Genomic DNA, 17,946 nt, shown 5'->3' with positions numbered 1-17,946 from the left:
ATCGAACCTCAGCGGACGCCAATGCCCTGCTGGCGTTCGATCGATTTTTCCTTGTGTTTAATCAGTTGGCGGTCGAGCTTGTCGGCCAGGAGATCGATGGCGGCATACATGTCGTCGTGCTCGGCGTTGGCGACCACCGCAGCGCCGGAGACGTGCAGGGTGGCTTCGGCCTTTTGCTTGAGCTTGTCAACTTCCAGGATGACCTGGACGTTGGTGATGCGATCGAAGTGCCGTTCGAGGCGGGCGAGTTTCTCGCCGATGTAGTCACGCAGGGCTTCCGTCACTTCAAGCTGATGGCCACTGATGTTGACTTGCATACCGCTTCTCCTTATTGCCGGGCTGCGATCGGCGAAGCTGCTCGCCGACATGACACGGGTCGATCGAGGCACGGTCACACATCAGGACGCGTCAGAGGAGACGCTTGCGTTCGCTGGACGGAGCGATACCCAGGGATTCCCGATACTTAGCCACCGTGCGACGAGCGACTTGTATACCTTGCGATTCCAGTAAACCAGCGATCTTGCTGTCACTCAACGGCTTTTTCGCGTTTTCCGCCGCCACCAATTTCTTGATGATCGCGCGGATCGCGGTGGAGGAGCATTCGCCGCCCTCGGCAGTGCTGACGTGGCTGGAGAAGAAGTACTTGAGTTCGTAGATGCCACGCGGGGTGTGCATGAATTTCTGGGTGGTCACCCGAGAGATGGTCGACTCGTGCATGCCCACCGCCTCGGCGATGTCGTGCAGGACCAACGGCTTCATAGCCTCTTCGCCATATTCGAGAAAACCCCGTTGGTGCTCGACGATCTGGGTCGCCACCTTCATCAGGGTCTCGTTGCGGCTCTGCAGACTTTTGATGAACCAGCGCGCTTCCTGGAGCTGGTTGCGCATGTAGGTGTTGTCGGCGCTGCTGTCGGCGCGTTTGACGAAACCGGCGTACTGGGGATTGACCCGCAGGCGCGGTACGGCCTCCTGATTGAGCTCCACCAGCCAACGCTCGTTGTGCTTGCGCACGATGACGTCCGGCACCACGTATTCGGCTTCGCCGGATTCGATCTGCGAGCCGGGACGCGGGTGCAAGGTCTGGATCAGCTCGATGATCGGCTTGAGCTCGTCTTCCTTGATCTTCATGCGCCGCATCAACTGCGCATAGTCACGGCTGCCGAGCAGATCCAGGTAGTCGCCAACCAGGCGCTTGGCTTCGCCGAGCAGGGGCAGAGTGGCGGGCAGCTGGGCCAGCTGGATCAGCAGGCATTCGCGCAGGTTGCGCGCGGCGACGCCGGCGGGCTCGAATTGCTGGACGCGTCTGAGCACCACCTCGACCTCGTCGAGATCGACTTCCAGCTCGAGGTCGAGGGAGGCATGGATGTCTTCCAGGCTTTCCTGCAGGTAGCCGTCGGTGTCGATGCCGTCGATGATCGCCAGGGCGATCAGGCGGTCGAGATCCGACATGGGCGCCAGGTTCAGCTGCCAGAGCAGGTGGGTCTGCAGGCTCTCGCCGGCGGAGGTACGGGTGGTGAAGTCCCACTCGTCGTCGTCGTTGCTGGGCAGGCTGCTGGCGCTGGTCTGGTAGATGTCTTCCCAGGCGGTATCGACCGGCAGCTCGCTGTCGCTGGGGATGCGCTCGCTCCACTCGGATTCGTCGGCCATCTCGTTGGTGGCGACCGAGGTTTCCTTGAAGGTGGTTTCCGTGGTGCCGGAGCCTGAGCTCTCATCGCCTTCGCCCGAGGCTTCGCTCTGGTCGAAGTCTTCGCCTTCTTCCTGGCGTTCCAGCATCGGATTGGATTCCAGGGCTTCCTGGATCTCCTGCTGCAAGTCGAGCGTCGAGAGCTGGAGCAGACGTATGGCTTGTTGCAGCTGCGGCGTCATCGTCAGCTGCTGGCCCATCTTGAGGACTAGCGATGGTTTCATGGCTGCGGAAATACACCTTGTCTACCGACGCGAACAGCGCCACCGAACCTCGCGAACCCTGCGAGCGTTAGCAAATTATATGCCTTGTTTCCCCGGGTTTGCCTAGAGGCGGAATTCGTGGCCCAGATAGACTTCCTTCACCAAGTCATTGGCGAGGACTTCTTCGGCGGTACCCTCGGCGATGAGCTGGCCATCGTTGACGATGTAGGCCGTTTCGCAGATGGTCAGGGTTTCCCGCACGTTGTGGTCGGTGATGAGCACACCGATACCCTTGGCCTTGAGGTGGCGGATGATCTGCTTGATGTCACCCACCGAGATGGGGTCCACACCGGCGAAGGGTTCGTCCAACAGGATGAACTTGGGCGCGGTGGCCAGGGCGCGGGCGATCTCGACACGGCGACGCTCGCCACCCGACAGGCTCATGCCGCGGTTGTCGCGGATATGGGTGATGTGGAATTCCTGCAACAGGCTTTCCAGCTCGCGCAGACGGCCGGCCTTGTCCAGGTCCTTGCGGGTTTCCAGGATGCCGAGGATGTTGTCGGCCACGGTCAGCTTGCGAAAGATCGAGGCTTCCTGCGGCAGGTAACCGATCCCGGCGCGGGCACGACCGTGCATGGGCAGCGCGGTGACATCTTGATCGTCGATCAGCACGCGGCCCTGATCGGCCTTGACCAGGCCGACGATCATGTAGAAGCAGGTGGTCTTGCCGGCGCCGTTCGGACCGAGCAGGCCGACGATCTGACCGCTGTCGATGCTGACGCTGACGTCGCGAACGACCTGACGACCCTTGTAGCTCTTGGCCAGGTGCTGGGCTTTGAGCGTAACCGTCATTGTCCCTGCCCCGACTGCTGCTGATCCTTGGGCTGGATGACCATGTCGATCCGCGGCCGCGGCGTAGTGACCTTGCTGCCATTGGCGCGACCGGCATTGACGATCTGGCGCTGGGTGTCGTAGACGATCTTCTCGCCTTCGAAGGTGTTGCCCTGTTGGACCACCTTGGCCTGGTCGATCAGAATGATGCGATTTTCCTGGGCGAAATACTGGATGGTCAGACCATAGGCCTTGACGATGTCCTTGTCCGCCGAAGGCTTCTGCTCGTAGTAGGCTGGCTTGCCCACTGCGGTGGCGACCTTGATGTTGCCCTGGTTGTCCTGGGTCAGGGTCACCGTATTGCCGGTGATCTTCATGCTGCCCTGGGTGATGACCACGTCTCCGCGGTACACGGCCACGCCCTGCTTGTCGTCGAGCTCGGCGCTGTCGGCCTGCACGCGGATCGGCTGAGTGCGATCGGTCGGCAGGGCCCAAGCCGCGGCACTGCCAAGGGTGGCGCCGAGGGTGAACAGGAAGGGGAGGGTTTTAACGAACCTCATGCTGGCCTCTTACGTTGGACAGCAGGAGCATTCTGCCGTCTTCTAGATACGCTTTCATGCCATTGGCCGTGGTCACCCCATTGGCGGCCTCGATTCTAACGGCTTGCTCGGTTTGCGCATATTGTTTGTCAGGAAAGACGGTCATGCGGGTGGTGGTCAACACCACTGGGCGGCCTTTCTCATCGGTACGCTCGACGCGCACGTCATCGATCAGCTCCGCCTGACTGCCACCGGGGGCGACCTCGGCGCGGGCACTGCGAATGTGCCAGGGATAGTCGGTACCGCGAAAGGCCAGCATGTCGGGGCGGGTCACCAGGGTGACGTCGGTCGCCTTGACGTGTTCGCTGCGCTCGGCCTTGAGTTCGTACTGGATCTTGCCGTCCAGACGATACTGGATCGTCCGGGTATTGAGGGCGTAGCCGTCGATGGCGCTGTCTTGCGGGGTCGACGAGGCCGGAGCATCGACGAAGCGCTGCGGCAGGATGTTCCAGTAGCCGATCGCGATGAGCGCGGCGGCGATCAGGACCAACAGCACGGGGCGGCGCAAGCTGCGAAACATGAGGGTACCTGTGGTGGGCCGCACCAGGGCGGCGGGTTAAACACGAGAGTGCGGCGTATCAGTCGGGCAGTATAACCCGGCCTACAGCACCCCGGCGCGTAGCAGGTCACCCATGTTGAGGGCACCGATCGGGCGCCGTTCGTCATCGATCACCACCAGCGCGTTGATCTTGTGCTCCTCCATGATCTTCAACGCCTCGGCCGCGAGCATGGGCGCCCTGGCGGTTCGACCACCGCGGGTCATCACGGTTGCGATGGGCGTGGTGCGCACATCGATGCCGCGATCCAGGGCACGACGCAGATCGCCGTCGGTGAAGATGCCGGCGAGACGGCCATCGGCGGCGAGCACGCTGGTCATGCCCAGCCCCTTGCGCGACATCTCCAGCAGGGCATCGGACACCAGGGTGTCTTCGCCGACCTGCGGCAGGTCGGCGCCGGAATGCATGACGTTTTCCACCTTGAGCAGCAGGCGCCGGCCCAGGGCACCGCCCGGGTGGGAAAAGGCGAAGTCCTCGGCGGTGAAGCCGCGGGCCTCGAGCAGGGCGATGGCCAAGGCATCGCCCAGCACCAGGGCGACGGTGGTGGAGGAGGTGGGTGCCAGATTGAGCGGGCAGGCCTCGGTGGCGACGCTGGTATCCAGGTTGACGTCCGCAGCCTTGGCCAGCGGCGAGGCGGGATTGCCGGCAAAGCTGATCAAGGGGACGCCCAGGCGCTTGATCAGTGGCAGCAGGGTCAGGATCTCACTGGAGGTGCCCGACTGGGAGATGGCGATGATGACGTCATCGCGGGTGATCATGCCCATGTCGCCATGGCTGGCTTCGGCCGGATGCACGAAGAAGGCCGGGCTGCCGGTGCTGGCCAGGGTCGCGGCGATCTTGTTGCCGACATGCCCGGACTTGCCCATGCCCAGGACCACGATACGCCCGCGGCAAGCGAGCAGCCGGCGACAGGCGGCGGCAAAGCTTGCGTCGATGCGCTCGCCCAGGGCGGCCACGGCCGCTCGCTCTACATCTATGGTGCGCTTGGCGGAGGCGATGAAATCTATTGAGTCGGGCATGGGTCAGAAGGCTGGTGACAGGACAATCGGAAATTATATGCGCAAAGCCGCGACACTCAGCAACGCCGCCTGCAGCTTGGAAGTCTCATCGGCAACGAATGCTATAGTGCCGCCCTTTTGCCGGGGTCGCCGAACGCGAGAGCCGCGTGCCCTGAAGCGGCGGAGCGGCGTCTCCCTGCACAGAGTTGAACGTTAGGAGTCTTGATGACCGTCGATAGCCCGTACGCCGTGGAGTTGAAGGGCGTTTCCTTCAAGCGCGGCACGCGTCTCATCTACGACCGCGTCGATATCCGCATCCCGCGGGGCAAGGTCACCGGGATCATGGGACCGTCCGGCAGTGGCAAGACCACTCTGTTGCGTCTCATCGCCGCCCAGTTGCGGCCGAGCAGCGGCGAGATCTGGGTCAATGGCGCTAATCTGCCCCAGCTGTCCCGGGGCGAACTGTTCGAGATGCGCCGGCAGATGGGCGTGCTGTTCCAGAGTGGCGCGTTGTTCACCGACCTCGATGTGTTCGAGAACGTGGCCTTTCCGCTGCGCGTGCACACCAAGCTGCCTGAGGAAATGATCCGCGACATCGTTCTGCTCAAGTTGCAGGCGGTGGGGTTGCGTGGCGCCGTCGAACTGATGCCGGACGAGTTGTCGGGTGGCATGAAGCGCCGGGTCGCCCTGGCGCGGGCCATTGCCCTGGATCCGCAGATCCTCATGTACGACGAGCCCTTCGTCGGCCAGGACCCTATCGCCATGGGCGTGCTGGTGCGCTTGATCCGCCTGCTCAACCAAGCCCTTGGATTGACCAGCATCGTGGTCTCCCACGACCTGGCCGAGACCGCCAGCATCGCCGACTACCTCTATGTGGTGGGCGACACCAAGGTGCTGGGGCAGGGCACGCCGAAGGAATTGCGCGAATCGCCGGATCCGCGGGTTCGCCAGTTCATGCAGGGCATCCCCGATGGCCCGGTACCCTTCCACTATGCCGCGCCGGATCTGCGCGATGCCTTGCTGGGGAAACACTGATGCGTAAGGTCTCCGCCGTGGAGCGGATTCGTCGGCTGGGCCGAGCCGGGCTGGATGTCGTGGCGGCCATCGGCCGCTCGGTGATCGTCCTGCTGCTGGCGGTGTTCGGTCGCGGTGGCGTGGGCAACGGCCTGCAGCTGCTGGGCAAGCAACTCTATTCGGTGGGCGTGATGTCGCTGCCGATCATTGTGGTGTCGGGCTTCTTCATCGGCATGGTGATCGCCCTGCAGGGCTACAACATCCTGGTCAAGTACGGTTCCGAGCAGGCCGTGGGGCAGATGGTGGCCCTGACCCTGCTGCGCGAACTTGGCCCGGTGGTGACCGCGCTGCTGTTCGCCGGCCGGGCGGGTTCCGCCTTGACCGCCGAGATCGGCAACATGAAATCCACCGAGCAGCTGTCCAGCCTGGAAATGATCGGCGTGGATCCGCTCAAGTACATCGTCGCGCCGCGTTTCTGGGCCGGTTTCATTTCCATGCCGCTGCTGGCCGCCATGTTCAACGTGGTGGGCATCTGGGGCGCGGCCATGGTCGCCATCGATTGGCTCGGCGTCTACGACGGCTCCTTCTGGGCCACCATGCAGAACAGCGTGATGCTCAGCGACGTGCTCAATGGCGTGGTCAAGAGCCTGGTGTTCGCCTTCGTGGTGACCTGGGTCGCCGTCTTCCAGGGGTATGACTGCGAGCCGACCTCCGAAGGCATCGGTCGCGCCACTACCCGTACCGTCGTCTATGCGTCGCTTGCCGTGCTCGGCCTCGACTTCATTCTTACCGCCCTGATGTTTGGAGATCTCTGATGCAAACCCGCACCCAGGAAATCGGTGTCGGACTCTTCCTGCTGGCCGGCGTGCTCGCACTGCTGCTGCTGGCACTGCGGGTAAGCGGTCTGACGATGAGCGACCACCACGATACCTACAAGGTCTACGCCTACTTCGACAACATCGCCGGTCTCACCGTGAGATCGCGGGTGACCATGTCGGGCGTGACCATCGGCAAGGTCACCGCCATCGATCTCGACCGCAACAGCTACCGCGGTCGGGTCACCATGCAGATCGACAAGCAGGTGGACAACCTGCCGACCGACTCCATCGCCTCGATCCTGACCGCCGGCCTGCTTGGTGAGAAGTACATCGGCATCAGCGTGGGCGGTGACGAGCAGGTGCTCAAGGAGGGTTCGACCATTCGAGATACACAATCCTCGCTGGTTCTCGAAGACCTGATTGGCAAATTCCTGCTCAACTCGGTCAATAAAGACTCTTCCGCCAATAAATGATGAGAGGCTTCTCCATGCTCAAGCTACTTCGTCACGGAGTGATCGCGATCCTGGCCCTGCTGCCGCTGGTGTCCCAGGCGGCGCCCTCGGCCCACGACGTCATCCAGCAAACCACCAGCACGCTGCTCAGCGACCTCGAGACCAATCGCGACCGGTATCGCAGCAGCCCGGAAGCCTTCTACGAGTCGCTCAACAATATCCTCGGTCCGGTGGTGGATGCCGAAGGCATCTCGCGCAGCATCATGACCGTGCGCTACAGCCGCAGCGCCTCGCCCGAGCAGATGGCGCGCTTCCAGGAAAACTTCAAGCGCAGCCTGATGCAGTTCTATGGCAATGCACTGCTGGAGTACAACAACCAGGGCATCCGCGTTCTGCCTGAAGGTCCGTCCGACGGTCCCGACCGCACCAGCGTGGGCATGGAGGTCAAGGGCAACAATGGCGCCGTGTATCCCGTGCAGTACAGCATGGTCAAGCAGGGCGAGGAGTGGAAGGTCCGTAACGTCATCATAAACGGCCTGAACCTCGGCAAGTTGTTCCGTGACCAGTTCGCCCAGGCGATGCAGGAAAACGGCAACGACTTGGACAAGACCATCAACAACTGGGCGGGCACCGTGGCCAAGGCCAAGGATTCCCCCGAGGCCCAGAAGGCCAAGGTCGGTTCGTGAGTCGCGCCGCCATCACCGGCGAGGGCGCCCAACTGCAGCTGTCGGGCGTGCTCGATCACGCCAATGTGCCGGCCCTGCGTGAGCAGGGTAGGGCACTGATCGGTCTGGGCAACGGTCCGCTGGTGCTCGACTGCGCTGGCATAGAACGCTCCAACAGCGCCGGATTGGCACTGTTGCTGGCCTGGTTGCGCGATGCCCAGGCCGCGGGGCGCCCGCTGACCATCGCCGGTCTGCCCTCCGAGTTGCGGCAGATCGCCGAGGTCTCGGATGCCCTGGAGTTGCTGCCCCTGGCGGACGACGCTCACGGCTAACGGTCATCGCAGTCGCCGTACAGCCGGTTTTTTTGTATGATCGCCGGCTGTACTAGATTGCCGAGGTGCCGCCATGCAGGCCCAAGAAGTCAAAAGCCTCCTGGAGGCAAAACTGGCCGATACCCAGGTCGAAGTGGAAGGCGAGGGCTGCAACTTCCAGCTCTACCTGATCAGCGACGAGCTCCAGGCACTCAGCCCGGTCAAGCGTCAGCAGCAGGTCTACTCCCACCTCCAGCCGCAGATCGCCGATGGCAGCATCCATGCTGTCACCATGAAATTCTTCACCCGTGCTGCCTGGGCCGAACGCGCCTGATTCGCAGCGCCGAGAACTCGCTATGGACAAACTGATCATTACCGGCGGCAACTGCCTGAACGGTGAAATTCGCATTTCCGGGGCCAAGAATTCGGCCCTGCCGATCCTGGCCGCGACCCTGCTCGCCGACACTCCGGTGACCATCGCCAACTTGCCGCACCTGCACGACATCACCACCATGATCGAGCTGTTCGGTCGTATGGGCGTCCAGCCGGTGATCGGTGAAAAGCTCAACGTCGAGGTGGATGCCTCCAGCATCAAAACCCTGGTCGCGCCCTATGAGCTGGTCAAGACCATGCGCGCGTCGATCCTGGTGCTGGGCCCGATGGTCGCCCGCTTCGGCGAGGCGGAAGTCGCCCTGCCCGGCGGTTGCGCCATCGGCTCGCGTCCGGTCGATCTGCACCTGCGTGGCCTGGAGGCCATGGGCGCCAAGATCACCGTCGAAGGCGGCTACATCAAGGCCAAGGCGCCGGCCGGCGGCCTGCGCGGTGCCCACTACTATTTCGATACCGTCAGCGTGACCGGTACCGAGAACGTGCTGATGGCCGCCACCCTGGCCAAGGGCCGCAGCGTGATCCAGAACGCCGCCCGCGAACCCGAAGTCGTCGATCTGGCCAACTGCCTGATCGCCATGGGTGCCAACATCCAGGGCGCTGGTACCGACACCATCACCGTGGAAGGCGTCGAGCGCCTCGGTGGGGCCACCTATTCGGTGCTGCCGGACCGCATCGAGACTGGCAGCTACCTGGTTGCCGCCGCTGCCACCCGCGGCCGCGTCAAGCTCAAGGATACCGATCCGACCATCCTCGAGGCCGTGCTGGCCAAGCTGGAAGAGGCCGGTGCCCACATCGCCACCGGCAGCAACTGGATCGAGCTGGACATGAAGGGCAATCGCCCCCGCGCGGTCAACATCCGCACGGCGCCCTATCCGGCGTTCCCCACCGACATGCAGGCGCAGTTCATCTCCATGAACGCCGTCGCCGAAGGCACCGGTACCGTGGTCGAGACCATCTTCGAGAACCGCTTCATGCACGTTCACGAGATGGTACGCATGGGCGCCAACATCGCCATCGAAGGCAATGCCGCCATCGTCACCGGCGTGCCCAGCCTCAAGGCCGCCCCGGTCATGGCGACCGACCTGCGCGCCTCGGCGAGCCTGGTCATCGCCGCCCTGGTGGCCGAAGGCGATACCCTGATCGATCGCATCTACCACATCGACCGCGGCTACGAATGCATCGAGGAGAAATTCCAGCTGCTCGGCGCCAAGATCCGTCGCACGCCCAAGTAAGGACCTCCGATGCTGACCATCGCCCTGTCCAAGGGCCGTATTCTCGACGACACCCTGCCGCTGCTGGCGGCGGCGGGGATCGCCCCGACCGAGAATCCGGACAAGAGCCGCAAGCTCATCATCCCGACCACCCAGGACGATGTGCGCCTGCTCATCGTCCGCGCCACCGACGTGCCCACCTATGTGGAGCATGGCGCCGCGGACCTGGGCGTGGCCGGCAAGGACGTGCTGATGGAATACGGCGGCGATGGTCTCTATGAGCCGCTGGACCTGCGCATCGCCCGCTGCAAGCTGATGACCGCGGGCGCCGTGGGCGCTCAAGCGCCGCGTGGCCGCCTGCGGGTGGCGACCAAGTTCGTCAATGTCGCCAAGCGCTACTATGCCGAGCAGGGCCGCCAGGTCGACATCATCAAGCTGTACGGCTCCATGGAGCTGGCACCGCTGGTAGGGCTGGCCGACAAGATCATCGACGTGGTCGACACCGGCAATACCCTCAAGGCCAATGGGCTCGAACCCCAGGAACTGATCGCCCATATCAGCTCGCGCTTGATCGTCAACAAGGCCTCGATGAAGATGCAGCATGGCCGTATCCAGGCGCTCATCGAGACCCTGCGCCACGCCGTCGAGGCGCGCGGCGCCTAAGTCCTGGCCGGCAGGTTGATGCCGGCCAGGACTGCTTCCATCCCTCCAGCTTCGCCTATCCGTGCCATAGCCAAATTGTCGGGCGCCCACACGGAGCCGGCTGTTACTCTCGGGCGCCCCTTTCGCTCTCCTGAAGAGGATCCGCCATGACCGCTCCGCTCGCCATCCGCCGACTCGTCGCCGCCGCTCCGGATTTCGCCGAGCATCTGGATCATCTGTTGAGCTGGGAAGGGGTGTCCGACGCCGACATCAATCAGCGGGTCCTGGCGATCATCGCCGACGTGCGTCACCAGGGCGACGCCGCGCTGCTGGAATACACCCGCCGCTTCGATGGTGTCGAGGCGACCGCCATGAGCGATCTCATCCTGCCGCGCGCGCGCCTGGAAGAAGCCCTGACCCGCATCATCCCGGAGCAGCGCACCGCGCTGGAAGCCGCTGCCGAGCGCGTCCGTCGTTATCACGAAAAGCAACGCCAGGAATCCTGGCAGTACCAGGAAGCCGATGGCACCGTGCTCGGCCAGCAGGTCACCCCGCTGGATCGTGCCGGTCTCTATGTGCCGGGGGGCAAGGCCTCCTATCCCTCTTCGGTATTGATGAACGCCATTCCCGCCAAGGTCGCCGGCGTACTCGAGGTGGTCATGGTGGTGCCCACGCCGCGCGGTGAGGTCAACGAGCTGGTGCTGGCCGCCGCGGCCCTGGCTGGGGTCGACCGCGTCTTCACCATCGGTGGCGCCCAGGCCGTGGCCGCCCTGGCCTATGGCACCGAAAGCGTGCCGCCGGTGGACAAGATCGTCGGCCCGGGCAACATCTATGTCGCCACCGCCAAGCGCCACGTGTTCGGCAAGGTCGGCATCGACATGATCGCCGGCCCGTCGGAGATCCTGGTGGTCTGCGACGGCCAGACCGATCCCGACTGGATCGCCATGGACCTGTTCTCCCAGGCCGAGCACGACGAAGACGCCCAGGCCATCCTGGTCAGTCCGGACGGCGCCTTCCTCGACGCCGTGGCAGCCAGCATCGCCCGCCTGCTGCCGGAGATGGAGCGCGCCGACATCATCCGTGCCTCGCTGGAAGGGCGGGGTGCCCTGATCCAGGTCACCGACATGGCCCAGGCCATTGAGGTGGCCAACCGCATCGCCCCCGAGCACCTGGAGCTGTCCGTCGCCGAGCCCGAGCAGTGGCTGCCCAAGATCCGCCATGCCGGCGCCATCTTCATGGGGCGCTACACCGCCGAGGCCCTGGGCGACTACTGCGCCGGTCCCAACCATGTGCTGCCGACCTCGGGCACCGCGCGCTTCTCCTCGCCCTTGGGCGTGTACGACTTCCAGAAGCGCTCCTCGATCATCCACTGCTCGGCCGCCGGCGCTTCCGCGCTGGGCCGGGTCGCCTCGGTCCTGGCGCGTGGCGAGTCCCTAACCGCCCACGCCCGCAGCGCCGAATACCGCATTCAGGAGGAGCAGGCATGAGCGAACTCTGGAGTCCCTTCGTCAAGAATCTGGTGCCCTATGTCCCGGGTGAGCAGCCCAGGCTGACCAACCTGGTCAAGCTCAACACCAACGAGAATCCCTACGGTCCATCACCGCGGGCGCTGGACGCCATCCGCGCCGCTGCCACCGATGACCTGCGTCTCTATCCCGATCCCAACGGCCAGGTGCTGAAGGATGCCGTCGCTCGCTACTACGGCATCCAGAGCGACCAGGTCTTTGTCGGCAACGGCTCGGACGAGGTGCTGGCGCACATCTTCCTGGGCCTGTTCGGCCATGGCCGACCCGTGCTGTTCCCGGACATCAGCTACAGCTTCTATCCGGTCTATTGCGGCCTCTACGACATCGCCTTCGAGACACCAGCGCTGGACGAGGATTTCCAGATCGTCCCCGAGGACTATCTGCGCCCCAATGGCGGCATCATCTTCCCCAACCCCAATGCGCCAACCGGCAGCGCCCTGGCGCTGGACGCCATCGAGCGTATCGTCGTGGGCAATCCGACCTCGGTGGTGGTGGTGGACGAGGCCTACGTCGACTTCGGGGCGGAGTCGGCAGTCGCCCTGATCGAGCGCCATCCCAACCTGGTGGTGACCCAGACGCTGTCCAAGTCCCGCTCCCTGGCCGGCTTGCGCGTTGGCCTGGCCATGGGCCAGGCGCCGCTGATGGAGGCCCTGGAGCGGATCAAGAACAGCTTCAACTCCTATCCGCTGGATCGCCTGGCCCTGGCCGGCGCGACCGCGGCCTTCGAGGATCGCGGCTATTTCGACGAGACCTGTCGGCAGGTGATCGAGAGTCGTGAAGCGCTGGTGGGCGAATTGCTGGCGCGCGGCTTCGAGGTCCTGCCCTCGGCCGCCAACTTCATCTTCGCCCGTCATGTGCAGAAGGGCGGGGCGGTGCTGGCCGCGGGCTTGCGCGAGCATGGCGTCATCGTGCGTCACTTCAGCCGCCCCGAACGCATCGCCGACTTCCTGCGCATCACCATCGGCACGCCGGCGCAGAATCAGGCGTTGATCGCGGCCCTCGATACCCTCTGAGAGACGCCCGTGGCTAGCGCGCCTTTTCCATCAGGGGGCGCAGCCCGACGGTGACCTTGACCTGCACCGTCTTGTCCTGGCGCCGCACCTCGATGGGGATGCTGTCGCCCGGCTGCTTGCGGGCGATCTGGTTCATCGCCAGCCGGCCATCCTTGATCGGTTGGCCAGCCAGCTTGACCAGCACATCGCCGGCGCGCAGACCGCCCTTGTGCGCCGGTCCATCGGGATCTATGTCCGTCACCACGATGCCCTGATCGACCTTGAGGCCATAGGTCTTGACCAGTTCTGGGGTGATCACCTCCACCGCCACGCCCAGCCAGCCACGGATGACCTGGCCATGCTGGATGATCGAGCGCATGACCTCCATGGCCAGCTTGATCGGGATGGCGAAGCCGATGCCCTGGGAGCCGCCGGAGAGGATGGCGGTGTTGATGCCGATCAGATTGCCGCTGGCGTCCACCAGCGCGCCGCCGGAGTTGCCCAGGTTGATCGCCGCATCGGTCTGGATGAAGTCTTCGTAGGTATTGAGCCCCAGCTGGTTGCGGCCGGTGGCGCTGATGATGCCCATGGTCACCGTCTGGCCGACGCCGAAGGGATTGCCGATGGCCAGCACCACGTCGCCGATGCGGATGGCCGTGGAGTCGCCCACCGAGATGGCCGGCAAGTTGGGCAGGTCGATCTTGAGTACGGCGAGGTCCGTGGCCGGATCGTTGCCGATCAGCTTGGCCAGGGTCTGGCGCCCGTCGGCGAGGGCCACCACGATGGATTCGGCGTCGAGGGTCACGTGGTTGTTGGTCAACAAATAGCCGTCATGGCTCATCAGCACCGCCGATCCCAGGCTGAGTTCTTCCACCGGCTTGGCCGGGCTCTTGCGGTCGCTGGCCGTATCGCCGGCCTTGCCGGGCTTGGCGGCCTTGGTCGAGCGCAGCGACACCACCGCCGGTGCGGCGCGACTCGCTGCGTCGGCGTAGGAAACCGGCCCTTGCTGGCGCGAAGAGGAGGGCGCCTGGGCGGCCTCAAACAGCGGCGGCTGGGCGGGCAGGCCGAGCCACTGGGGATAGCGTTGCATGATCAGGGCCGCAACGAGCAGACCGCACAGCACGGGCCAGCCGAGATAACGCAGAGCCTTCATCGATCACATCCTTGAATTTGTCCGCCCGGGGCGTGCCGGATAAGCTGGCGGGCATTATAAGGAGCGACGCCACCCGAAGACACGCGGTGGCGTTGCCGCTGAGGAGGTAAACCGTCCGTGACCCTGTCCCTTGATCAACTGGTGGAGACCGCCGACCGTTACCTGGAGTCGGCCCGGATCCAGGATTATTGCCCTAACGGCCTGCAGGTCCAGGGTCGTGAGCAGGTGCGCCTGCTGGTCAGTGGCGTCACCGCTTCCCAGCAGCTGCTGGACGCCGCCGTCGCCGCCGGCGCCGATGCCATCCTGGTGCACCATGGCTACTTCTGGAAGAACGAGGATGCCCGCCTCATCGGCATGAAGCAGCGCCGGATCAAGACGTTGCTAAGCCACGACATCAGCCTTCTGGCCTACCACCTGCCGCTGGATGTCCATCCTGAGGTGGGCAACAACGTCCAGTTGGGGCGTCGTCTGGGGCTGCAGGATATCCGGCCGCTGCCCGGGGATACCAAGGGGCTGATCTGGCAGGGCGAGTTAGCGCAGGCGCAATCCGCCGCGGACTTCGGCCGGCAAGTGGCCGACGTGCTGCAGCGCGAGCCGCTGGTGGTCGACGGCGGACGGTCGATCCGGCGCCTGGCCTGGTGCACCGGCGGTGCCCAGGGCTACATCGACCAGGCCATCGCCGCTGGGGTGGATGCCTATCTGACCGGCGAGGTGTCCGAGCAGACAGTACACAGCGCTCGCGAGAACGGTGTGAGTTTCTTCGCCGCCGGCCACCATGCCACCGAGCGCTATGGCGTGCAGGCGCTGGGCGATTATCTGGCCGGGCAACTGGGCATCGAGCATCGCTTCATCGACTGCGACAATCCCTCCTGAGCGTCATAAGCATATAACTTCTGGATCTAGATGGCCTGGCGGGCCATAACCGTTGCCTATGGTAAGGTTGAGGTTCGTCCACGGCCCGCTCTGTCCGGGGTGTCCAGTCGACTGGATGCTGCCACGGACCTCTTCTAGGCCACCTTTCTGCAATCGTGAGTAGCCATGCTCGACAAACAGACGCACCTCAAACAGCTTGAGGCGGAAAGCATCCACATCATCCGTGAAGTGGCCGCCGAATTCGACAATCCGGTCATGCTGTATTCCATCGGCAAGGATTCGGCCGTGATGCTGCACCTGGCCCGTAAGGCCTTCTTTCCCGGCAAGCTGCCGTTCCCGGTACTCCACGTGGACACCGGCTGGAAATTCCAGGCCATGTACGAATTCCGCGATCGCATGGTCGCGGACATGGGACTCGATCTGCTGGTGCACAAGAATCCGGAAGGGGTCGCTCAGGGCATCAATCCCTTCACCCATGGCAGCGCCAAGCACACCGACATCATGAAGACCCAGGGCCTCAAACAGGCGCTGGACAAGTACGGCTTCGACGCGGCCTTCGGCGGCGCTCGCCGTGACGAGGAGAAGTCTCGCGCCAAGGAGCGCGTCTACTCCTTCCGCGACAGCAAGCACCGCTGGGATCCCAAGAACCAGCGCCCCGAGCTGTGGAACATCTACAACGGCAAGACCAACAAGGGCGAGTCGATCCGGGTCTTCCCGCTGTCCAACTGGACCGAGCTGGACATCTGGCAGTACATCTATCTCGAAGGCATCCCGATCGTGCCGCTGTACTTCGCCGCCGAGCGCGAGGTGATCGAGAAGAACGGCACCCTGCTCATGATCGACGACGACCGAATCCTCGAACACCTCTCGCCCGAGGAGAAGGCGCGCATCCACAAGCGCCAGGTGCGCTTCCGTACCCTTGGCTGCTACCCCCTGACCGGCGCGGTGGAGTCCCAGGCCACGACGCTGACGGACATCATCCAGGAGATGCTGCTCACCCGCACCTCCGAACGCCAGGGCCGGGTCATCGATCACGATGGCGCCGGATCCATGGAAGAGAAGAAACGTCAGGGGTATTTCTAAGATGTCGCACCAATCCGATCTGATCGGCCAGGACATCCTGGCCTACCTCGCGCAGCACGAACGCAAGGAGCTGCTGCGCTTCCTCACCTGCGGCAACGTCGACGACGGCAAGAGCACCCTGATCGGGCGCCTGCTGCACGACTCCAAGATGATCTACGAGGATCACCTGGAAGCCATCACCCGCGATTCCAAGAAGGTGGGCACCACCGGCGAAGAGGTCGATCTGGCGCTCTTGGTGGACGGCCTGCAGGCCGAGCGCGAGCAGGGCATCACCATCGACGTGGCCTATCGCTACTTCTCCACGGCCAAGCGCAAGTTCATCATCGCCGATACCCCCGGCCATGAGCAGTACACCCGCAACATGGCCACCGGAGCCTCCACCTGCGACCTGGCGATCATCCTGGTGGATGCCCGCTATGGCATCCAGACCCAGACCCGTCGGCACAGCTACATCGCTTCGCTGCTGGGCATCAAGCACATCGTGGTCGCCATCAACAAGATGGACCTGCTGGGCTTCGACCAGGCGGTGTTCGAGCGCATCAAGGACGACTACCTGGCGTTTGCCCAGCGCATCGAGCTGGGTGCCAAGGATATCCACTTCGTTCCCATGTCGGCGCTCAAGGGCGACAACGTGGTGAACCGCAGTGAGCAGACGCCCTGGTACAGCGGCAAGCCGCTGATGGAAATCCTCGAGACCGTTGAGATCGCTGCGGATCGCAACCTCGATGACCTGCGCTTCCCGGTGCAGTACGTCAATCGCCCCAACCTCAACTTCCGCGGTTTCGCCGGGACCCTTGCCTCGGGCGTGGTCACCAAGGGCGATGCCGTGGTGGTCCTGCCGTCGGGCAAGGGCAGCCGGGTCAAGTCCATCGTCACCTACGAAGGCGAGCTGGAGCAGGCCGGTCCCGGCCAGGCGGTGACCCTGACCATGGAAGACGAGATCGACATCTCCCGGGGCGACGTCCTGGTGCATGCCGACAACCGTCCCCAGGTGACCGACAGCTTCGAGGCCATGCTGGTGTGGATGGCCGAAGAGCCCATGCGCCCGGGCAAGAAGTACGACATCAAGCGCGCCACCAGCTATGTGCCGGGTTCGCTGCCGAGCATCGTGCACACGGTGGACGTCAACACCCTGGAACGCGGCGCCGCCAGCGAGCTCAAGCTCAACGAGATCGCCCGGGTCAAGGTGGCTCTGGATTCCGCCATCGCCCTGGACGGCTATGGCGTCAACCGCACCACCGGCGCCTTCATCGTCATCGATCGCCTGACCAATGGCACCGTGGGCGCCGGCATGATCATCGCCGAGCCGGTGGGCAATGCCGGTCATGGCCAGGGCGCGCACCAGTTGCACGTCGCCACCGGGGAGCGGGCAGCACGTTTCGGTCAGCAGCCCACCACGGTGCTCTTCACCGGCCTTTCCGGTGCCGGCAAGACCACCCTGGCCTATGCCCTGGAGCGCCGGCTGTTCGATGCCGGTCGCGCGGTCTTCGTGCTGGATGGCCAGAATCTGCGCCATGACCTGAACAAGGGCCTGCCGCAGGATCGCGCGGGTCGTCGCGAGAACTGGCTGCGGGCGGCCCAGGTGGCCCGGCAGTTCAACGAGGCGGGCCTGATCGCCCTCGCGGCCTTTGTCGCGCCTGATGCCGAAGGCCGCGCCCAGGCCCAGGCGCTGATTGGCGCCGAGCGTCTGCTGACCGTGCATGTCAAGGCATCGTCCAAGGCCTGTGCCGAGCGCGATCCCCAGGGACTCTACACGGCCGGTGGCGACAACATCCCAGGCATCTCCTTTGCCTACGATGCGCCGGAAGACGCCGATCTGGTGATCGATACAGAGCAGCTGTCGGTGGAGGAGGGGGTCCAGCAGATCCTCGACGTGCTCCGTCGACGCCAGGTGATCTAAGGCCTGCAGCCATGAAAAAACCCGCCTCTCGGCGGGTTTTTTCA

Annotated in this window: 20 protein-coding genes; 13 read left to right on the top strand and 7 right to left on the bottom strand. The window is 64.2% G+C overall.

Annotation, left to right across the window (positions count from 1 at the left end; genetic code table 11):
- Positions 1–8: 8 nt before the first annotated feature.
- From hpf to LRS53_RS16400, 6 genes are all read right to left on the bottom strand, one after another.
- Positions 9–317: a ribosome hibernation-promoting factor, HPF/YfiA family gene (gene hpf / locus LRS53_RS16425; protein ID WP_017640052.1), complete on the bottom strand. Its 309-nt coding sequence runs from the start codon at positions 315–317 to the stop codon at positions 9–11.
- Positions 318–408: 91 nt separating this feature from the next.
- On the bottom strand, positions 409–1,908 hold the full coding sequence (locus LRS53_RS16420; protein ID WP_231356609.1) for an RNA polymerase factor sigma-54: 1,500 nt from the start codon (positions 1,906–1,908) through the stop codon (positions 409–411).
- A 102-nt stretch (positions 1,909–2,010) separates the two neighbouring features.
- Positions 2,011–2,739: an LPS export ABC transporter ATP-binding protein gene (lptB, locus tag LRS53_RS16415; protein WP_017640054.1), complete on the bottom strand. Its 729-nt coding sequence runs from the start codon at positions 2,737–2,739 to the stop codon at positions 2,011–2,013.
- Positions 2,736–3,278, bottom strand: a complete 543-nt coding sequence (lptA, locus tag LRS53_RS16410; RefSeq protein WP_017640055.1) for a lipopolysaccharide transport periplasmic protein LptA — start codon at positions 3,276–3,278, stop codon at positions 2,736–2,738. The genes lptB and lptA overlap by 4 nt, the downstream gene beginning before the upstream one ends.
- Entirely contained in the window at positions 3,265–3,837 is a 573-nt protein-coding gene (gene lptC / locus LRS53_RS16405; protein ID WP_007159515.1) for an LPS export ABC transporter periplasmic protein LptC, read from the bottom strand. The genes lptA and lptC overlap by 14 nt, the downstream gene beginning before the upstream one ends.
- An 81-nt stretch (positions 3,838–3,918) precedes the next feature.
- The gene (locus tag LRS53_RS16400) at positions 3,919–4,893 is read right to left on the bottom strand and encodes a KpsF/GutQ family sugar-phosphate isomerase (protein ID WP_231356608.1); all 975 of its coding nucleotides are present in this window, start codon (positions 4,891–4,893) and stop codon (positions 3,919–3,921) included.
- A gap of 204 nt (positions 4,894–5,097) precedes the next feature.
- Between LRS53_RS16400 and LRS53_RS16395 the strand changes: the two genes are divergently transcribed.
- From LRS53_RS16395 to hisC, 10 genes are all read left to right on the top strand, one after another.
- Positions 5,098–5,907 (top strand): ATP-binding cassette domain-containing protein, encoded by an 810-nt coding sequence (locus LRS53_RS16395; protein ID WP_017640057.1) that lies wholly within the window; start codon positions 5,098–5,100, stop codon positions 5,905–5,907.
- Entirely contained in the window at positions 5,907–6,701 is a 795-nt protein-coding gene (mlaE, locus tag LRS53_RS16390) for a lipid asymmetry maintenance ABC transporter permease subunit MlaE (protein ID WP_017640058.1), read from the top strand. The genes LRS53_RS16395 and mlaE overlap by 1 nt, the downstream gene beginning before the upstream one ends.
- Positions 6,701–7,177 carry an outer membrane lipid asymmetry maintenance protein MlaD gene (gene mlaD, locus LRS53_RS16385; protein WP_007159511.1) on the top strand — a complete coding sequence of 159 codons (477 nt, stop codon included), beginning with the start codon at positions 6,701–6,703 and terminating at the stop codon, positions 7,175–7,177. The genes mlaE and mlaD overlap by 1 nt, the downstream gene beginning before the upstream one ends.
- 14 nt (positions 7,178–7,191) lie before the next feature.
- Positions 7,192–7,842 (top strand): MlaC/ttg2D family ABC transporter substrate-binding protein, encoded by a 651-nt coding sequence (locus tag LRS53_RS16380; protein WP_093250992.1) that lies wholly within the window; start codon positions 7,192–7,194, stop codon positions 7,840–7,842.
- Positions 7,839–8,153 (top strand): STAS domain-containing protein, encoded by a 315-nt coding sequence (locus LRS53_RS16375; RefSeq protein ID WP_231356607.1) that lies wholly within the window; start codon positions 7,839–7,841, stop codon positions 8,151–8,153. The genes LRS53_RS16380 and LRS53_RS16375 overlap by 4 nt, the downstream gene beginning before the upstream one ends.
- A 73-nt stretch (positions 8,154–8,226) precedes the next feature.
- Complete coding sequence (locus LRS53_RS16370) at positions 8,227–8,466, top strand: BolA family protein (RefSeq protein ID WP_007159508.1); 240 nt, start codon at positions 8,227–8,229, stop codon at positions 8,464–8,466.
- A 22-nt stretch (positions 8,467–8,488) separates the two neighbouring features.
- The gene (gene murA, locus LRS53_RS16365; RefSeq protein ID WP_017640061.1) at positions 8,489–9,754 is read left to right on the top strand and encodes a UDP-N-acetylglucosamine 1-carboxyvinyltransferase; all 1,266 of its coding nucleotides are present in this window, start codon (positions 8,489–8,491) and stop codon (positions 9,752–9,754) included.
- A gap of 9 nt (positions 9,755–9,763) precedes the next feature.
- A complete protein-coding gene (gene hisG / locus LRS53_RS16360; protein WP_231356606.1) occupies positions 9,764–10,396 on the top strand; it encodes an ATP phosphoribosyltransferase in 633 nt (210 codons plus the stop codon).
- Positions 10,397–10,542: 146 nt separating this feature from the next.
- On the top strand, positions 10,543–11,862 hold the full coding sequence (gene hisD, locus LRS53_RS16355; protein WP_231356605.1) for a histidinol dehydrogenase: 1,320 nt from the start codon (positions 10,543–10,545) through the stop codon (positions 11,860–11,862).
- On the top strand, positions 11,859–12,914 hold the full coding sequence (gene hisC, locus LRS53_RS16350; RefSeq protein WP_231356604.1) for a histidinol-phosphate transaminase: 1,056 nt from the start codon (positions 11,859–11,861) through the stop codon (positions 12,912–12,914). Before hisD ends, hisC begins: the two co-directional genes overlap by 4 nt.
- Before the next feature lie 13 nt (positions 12,915–12,927).
- Here the strand turns inward: hisC and LRS53_RS16345 are convergent, their stop codons facing one another.
- Entirely contained in the window at positions 12,928–14,046 is a 1,119-nt protein-coding gene (locus LRS53_RS16345; RefSeq protein WP_231356603.1) for a S1C family serine protease, read from the bottom strand.
- Between the two features lie 117 nt (positions 14,047–14,163).
- Here LRS53_RS16345 and LRS53_RS16340 point away from each other — a divergent pair, with 117 nt between their 5' ends.
- From LRS53_RS16340 to cysN, 3 genes are all read left to right on the top strand, one after another.
- Positions 14,164–14,919: a Nif3-like dinuclear metal center hexameric protein gene (locus LRS53_RS16340; RefSeq protein WP_231356602.1), complete on the top strand. Its 756-nt coding sequence runs from the start codon at positions 14,164–14,166 to the stop codon at positions 14,917–14,919.
- A 165-nt stretch (positions 14,920–15,084) separates the two neighbouring features.
- Positions 15,085–16,002, top strand: a complete 918-nt coding sequence (gene cysD, locus LRS53_RS16335; RefSeq protein WP_007159501.1) for a sulfate adenylyltransferase subunit CysD — start codon at positions 15,085–15,087, stop codon at positions 16,000–16,002.
- Between the two features lies 1 nt (position 16,003).
- Positions 16,004–17,902 carry a sulfate adenylyltransferase subunit CysN gene (gene cysN / locus LRS53_RS16330; RefSeq protein WP_231356601.1) on the top strand — a complete coding sequence of 633 codons (1,899 nt, stop codon included), beginning with the start codon at positions 16,004–16,006 and terminating at the stop codon, positions 17,900–17,902.
- Positions 17,903–17,946: the final 44 nt, after the last annotated feature.

Origin of the sequence: Pseudomonas sp. PLB05, from assembly GCF_021106615.1 — a bacterium.
In the GTDB taxonomy this organism is placed as follows: Bacteria; Pseudomonadota; Gammaproteobacteria; order Pseudomonadales; family Pseudomonadaceae; genus Chryseomonas; species Chryseomonas benzopyrenica.
Note: the sequence above shows the minus strand (reverse complement) of the source record. Positions and strands in the feature narration are given on the sequence as shown.

Coding starts and splice junctions, on each gene's coding strand:
- hpf (WP_017640052.1), bottom strand. CDS start 317: ATGCAAGTCAACATCAGTGGCCATCAGCTTGAAGTGACGGAAGCCCTG.
- LRS53_RS16420 (WP_231356609.1), bottom strand. CDS start 1,908: ATGAAACCATCGCTAGTCCTCAAGATGGGCCAGCAGCTGACGATGACG.
- lptB (WP_017640054.1), bottom strand. CDS start 2,739: ATGACGGTTACGCTCAAAGCCCAGCACCTGGCCAAGAGCTACAAGGGT.
- lptA (WP_017640055.1), bottom strand. CDS start 3,278: ATGAGGTTCGTTAAAACCCTCCCCTTCCTGTTCACCCTCGGCGCCACC.
- lptC (WP_007159515.1), bottom strand. CDS start 3,837: ATGTTTCGCAGCTTGCGCCGCCCCGTGCTGTTGGTCCTGATCGCCGCC.
- LRS53_RS16400 (WP_231356608.1), bottom strand. CDS start 4,893: ATGCCCGACTCAATAGATTTCATCGCCTCCGCCAAGCGCACCATAGAT.
- LRS53_RS16395 (WP_017640057.1), top strand. CDS start 5,098: ATGACCGTCGATAGCCCGTACGCCGTGGAGTTGAAGGGCGTTTCCTTC.
- mlaE (WP_017640058.1), top strand. CDS start 5,907: ATGCGTAAGGTCTCCGCCGTGGAGCGGATTCGTCGGCTGGGCCGAGCC.
- mlaD (WP_007159511.1), top strand. CDS start 6,701: ATGCAAACCCGCACCCAGGAAATCGGTGTCGGACTCTTCCTGCTGGCC.
- LRS53_RS16380 (WP_093250992.1), top strand. CDS start 7,192: ATGCTCAAGCTACTTCGTCACGGAGTGATCGCGATCCTGGCCCTGCTG.
- LRS53_RS16370 (WP_007159508.1), top strand. CDS start 8,227: ATGCAGGCCCAAGAAGTCAAAAGCCTCCTGGAGGCAAAACTGGCCGAT.
- murA (WP_017640061.1), top strand. CDS start 8,489: ATGGACAAACTGATCATTACCGGCGGCAACTGCCTGAACGGTGAAATT.
- hisG (WP_231356606.1), top strand. CDS start 9,764: ATGCTGACCATCGCCCTGTCCAAGGGCCGTATTCTCGACGACACCCTG.
- hisD (WP_231356605.1), top strand. CDS start 10,543: ATGACCGCTCCGCTCGCCATCCGCCGACTCGTCGCCGCCGCTCCGGAT.
- hisC (WP_231356604.1), top strand. CDS start 11,859: ATGAGCGAACTCTGGAGTCCCTTCGTCAAGAATCTGGTGCCCTATGTC.
- LRS53_RS16345 (WP_231356603.1), bottom strand. CDS start 14,046: ATGAAGGCTCTGCGTTATCTCGGCTGGCCCGTGCTGTGCGGTCTGCTC.
- cysD (WP_007159501.1), top strand. CDS start 15,085: ATGCTCGACAAACAGACGCACCTCAAACAGCTTGAGGCGGAAAGCATC.
- cysN (WP_231356601.1), top strand. CDS start 16,004: ATGTCGCACCAATCCGATCTGATCGGCCAGGACATCCTGGCCTACCTC.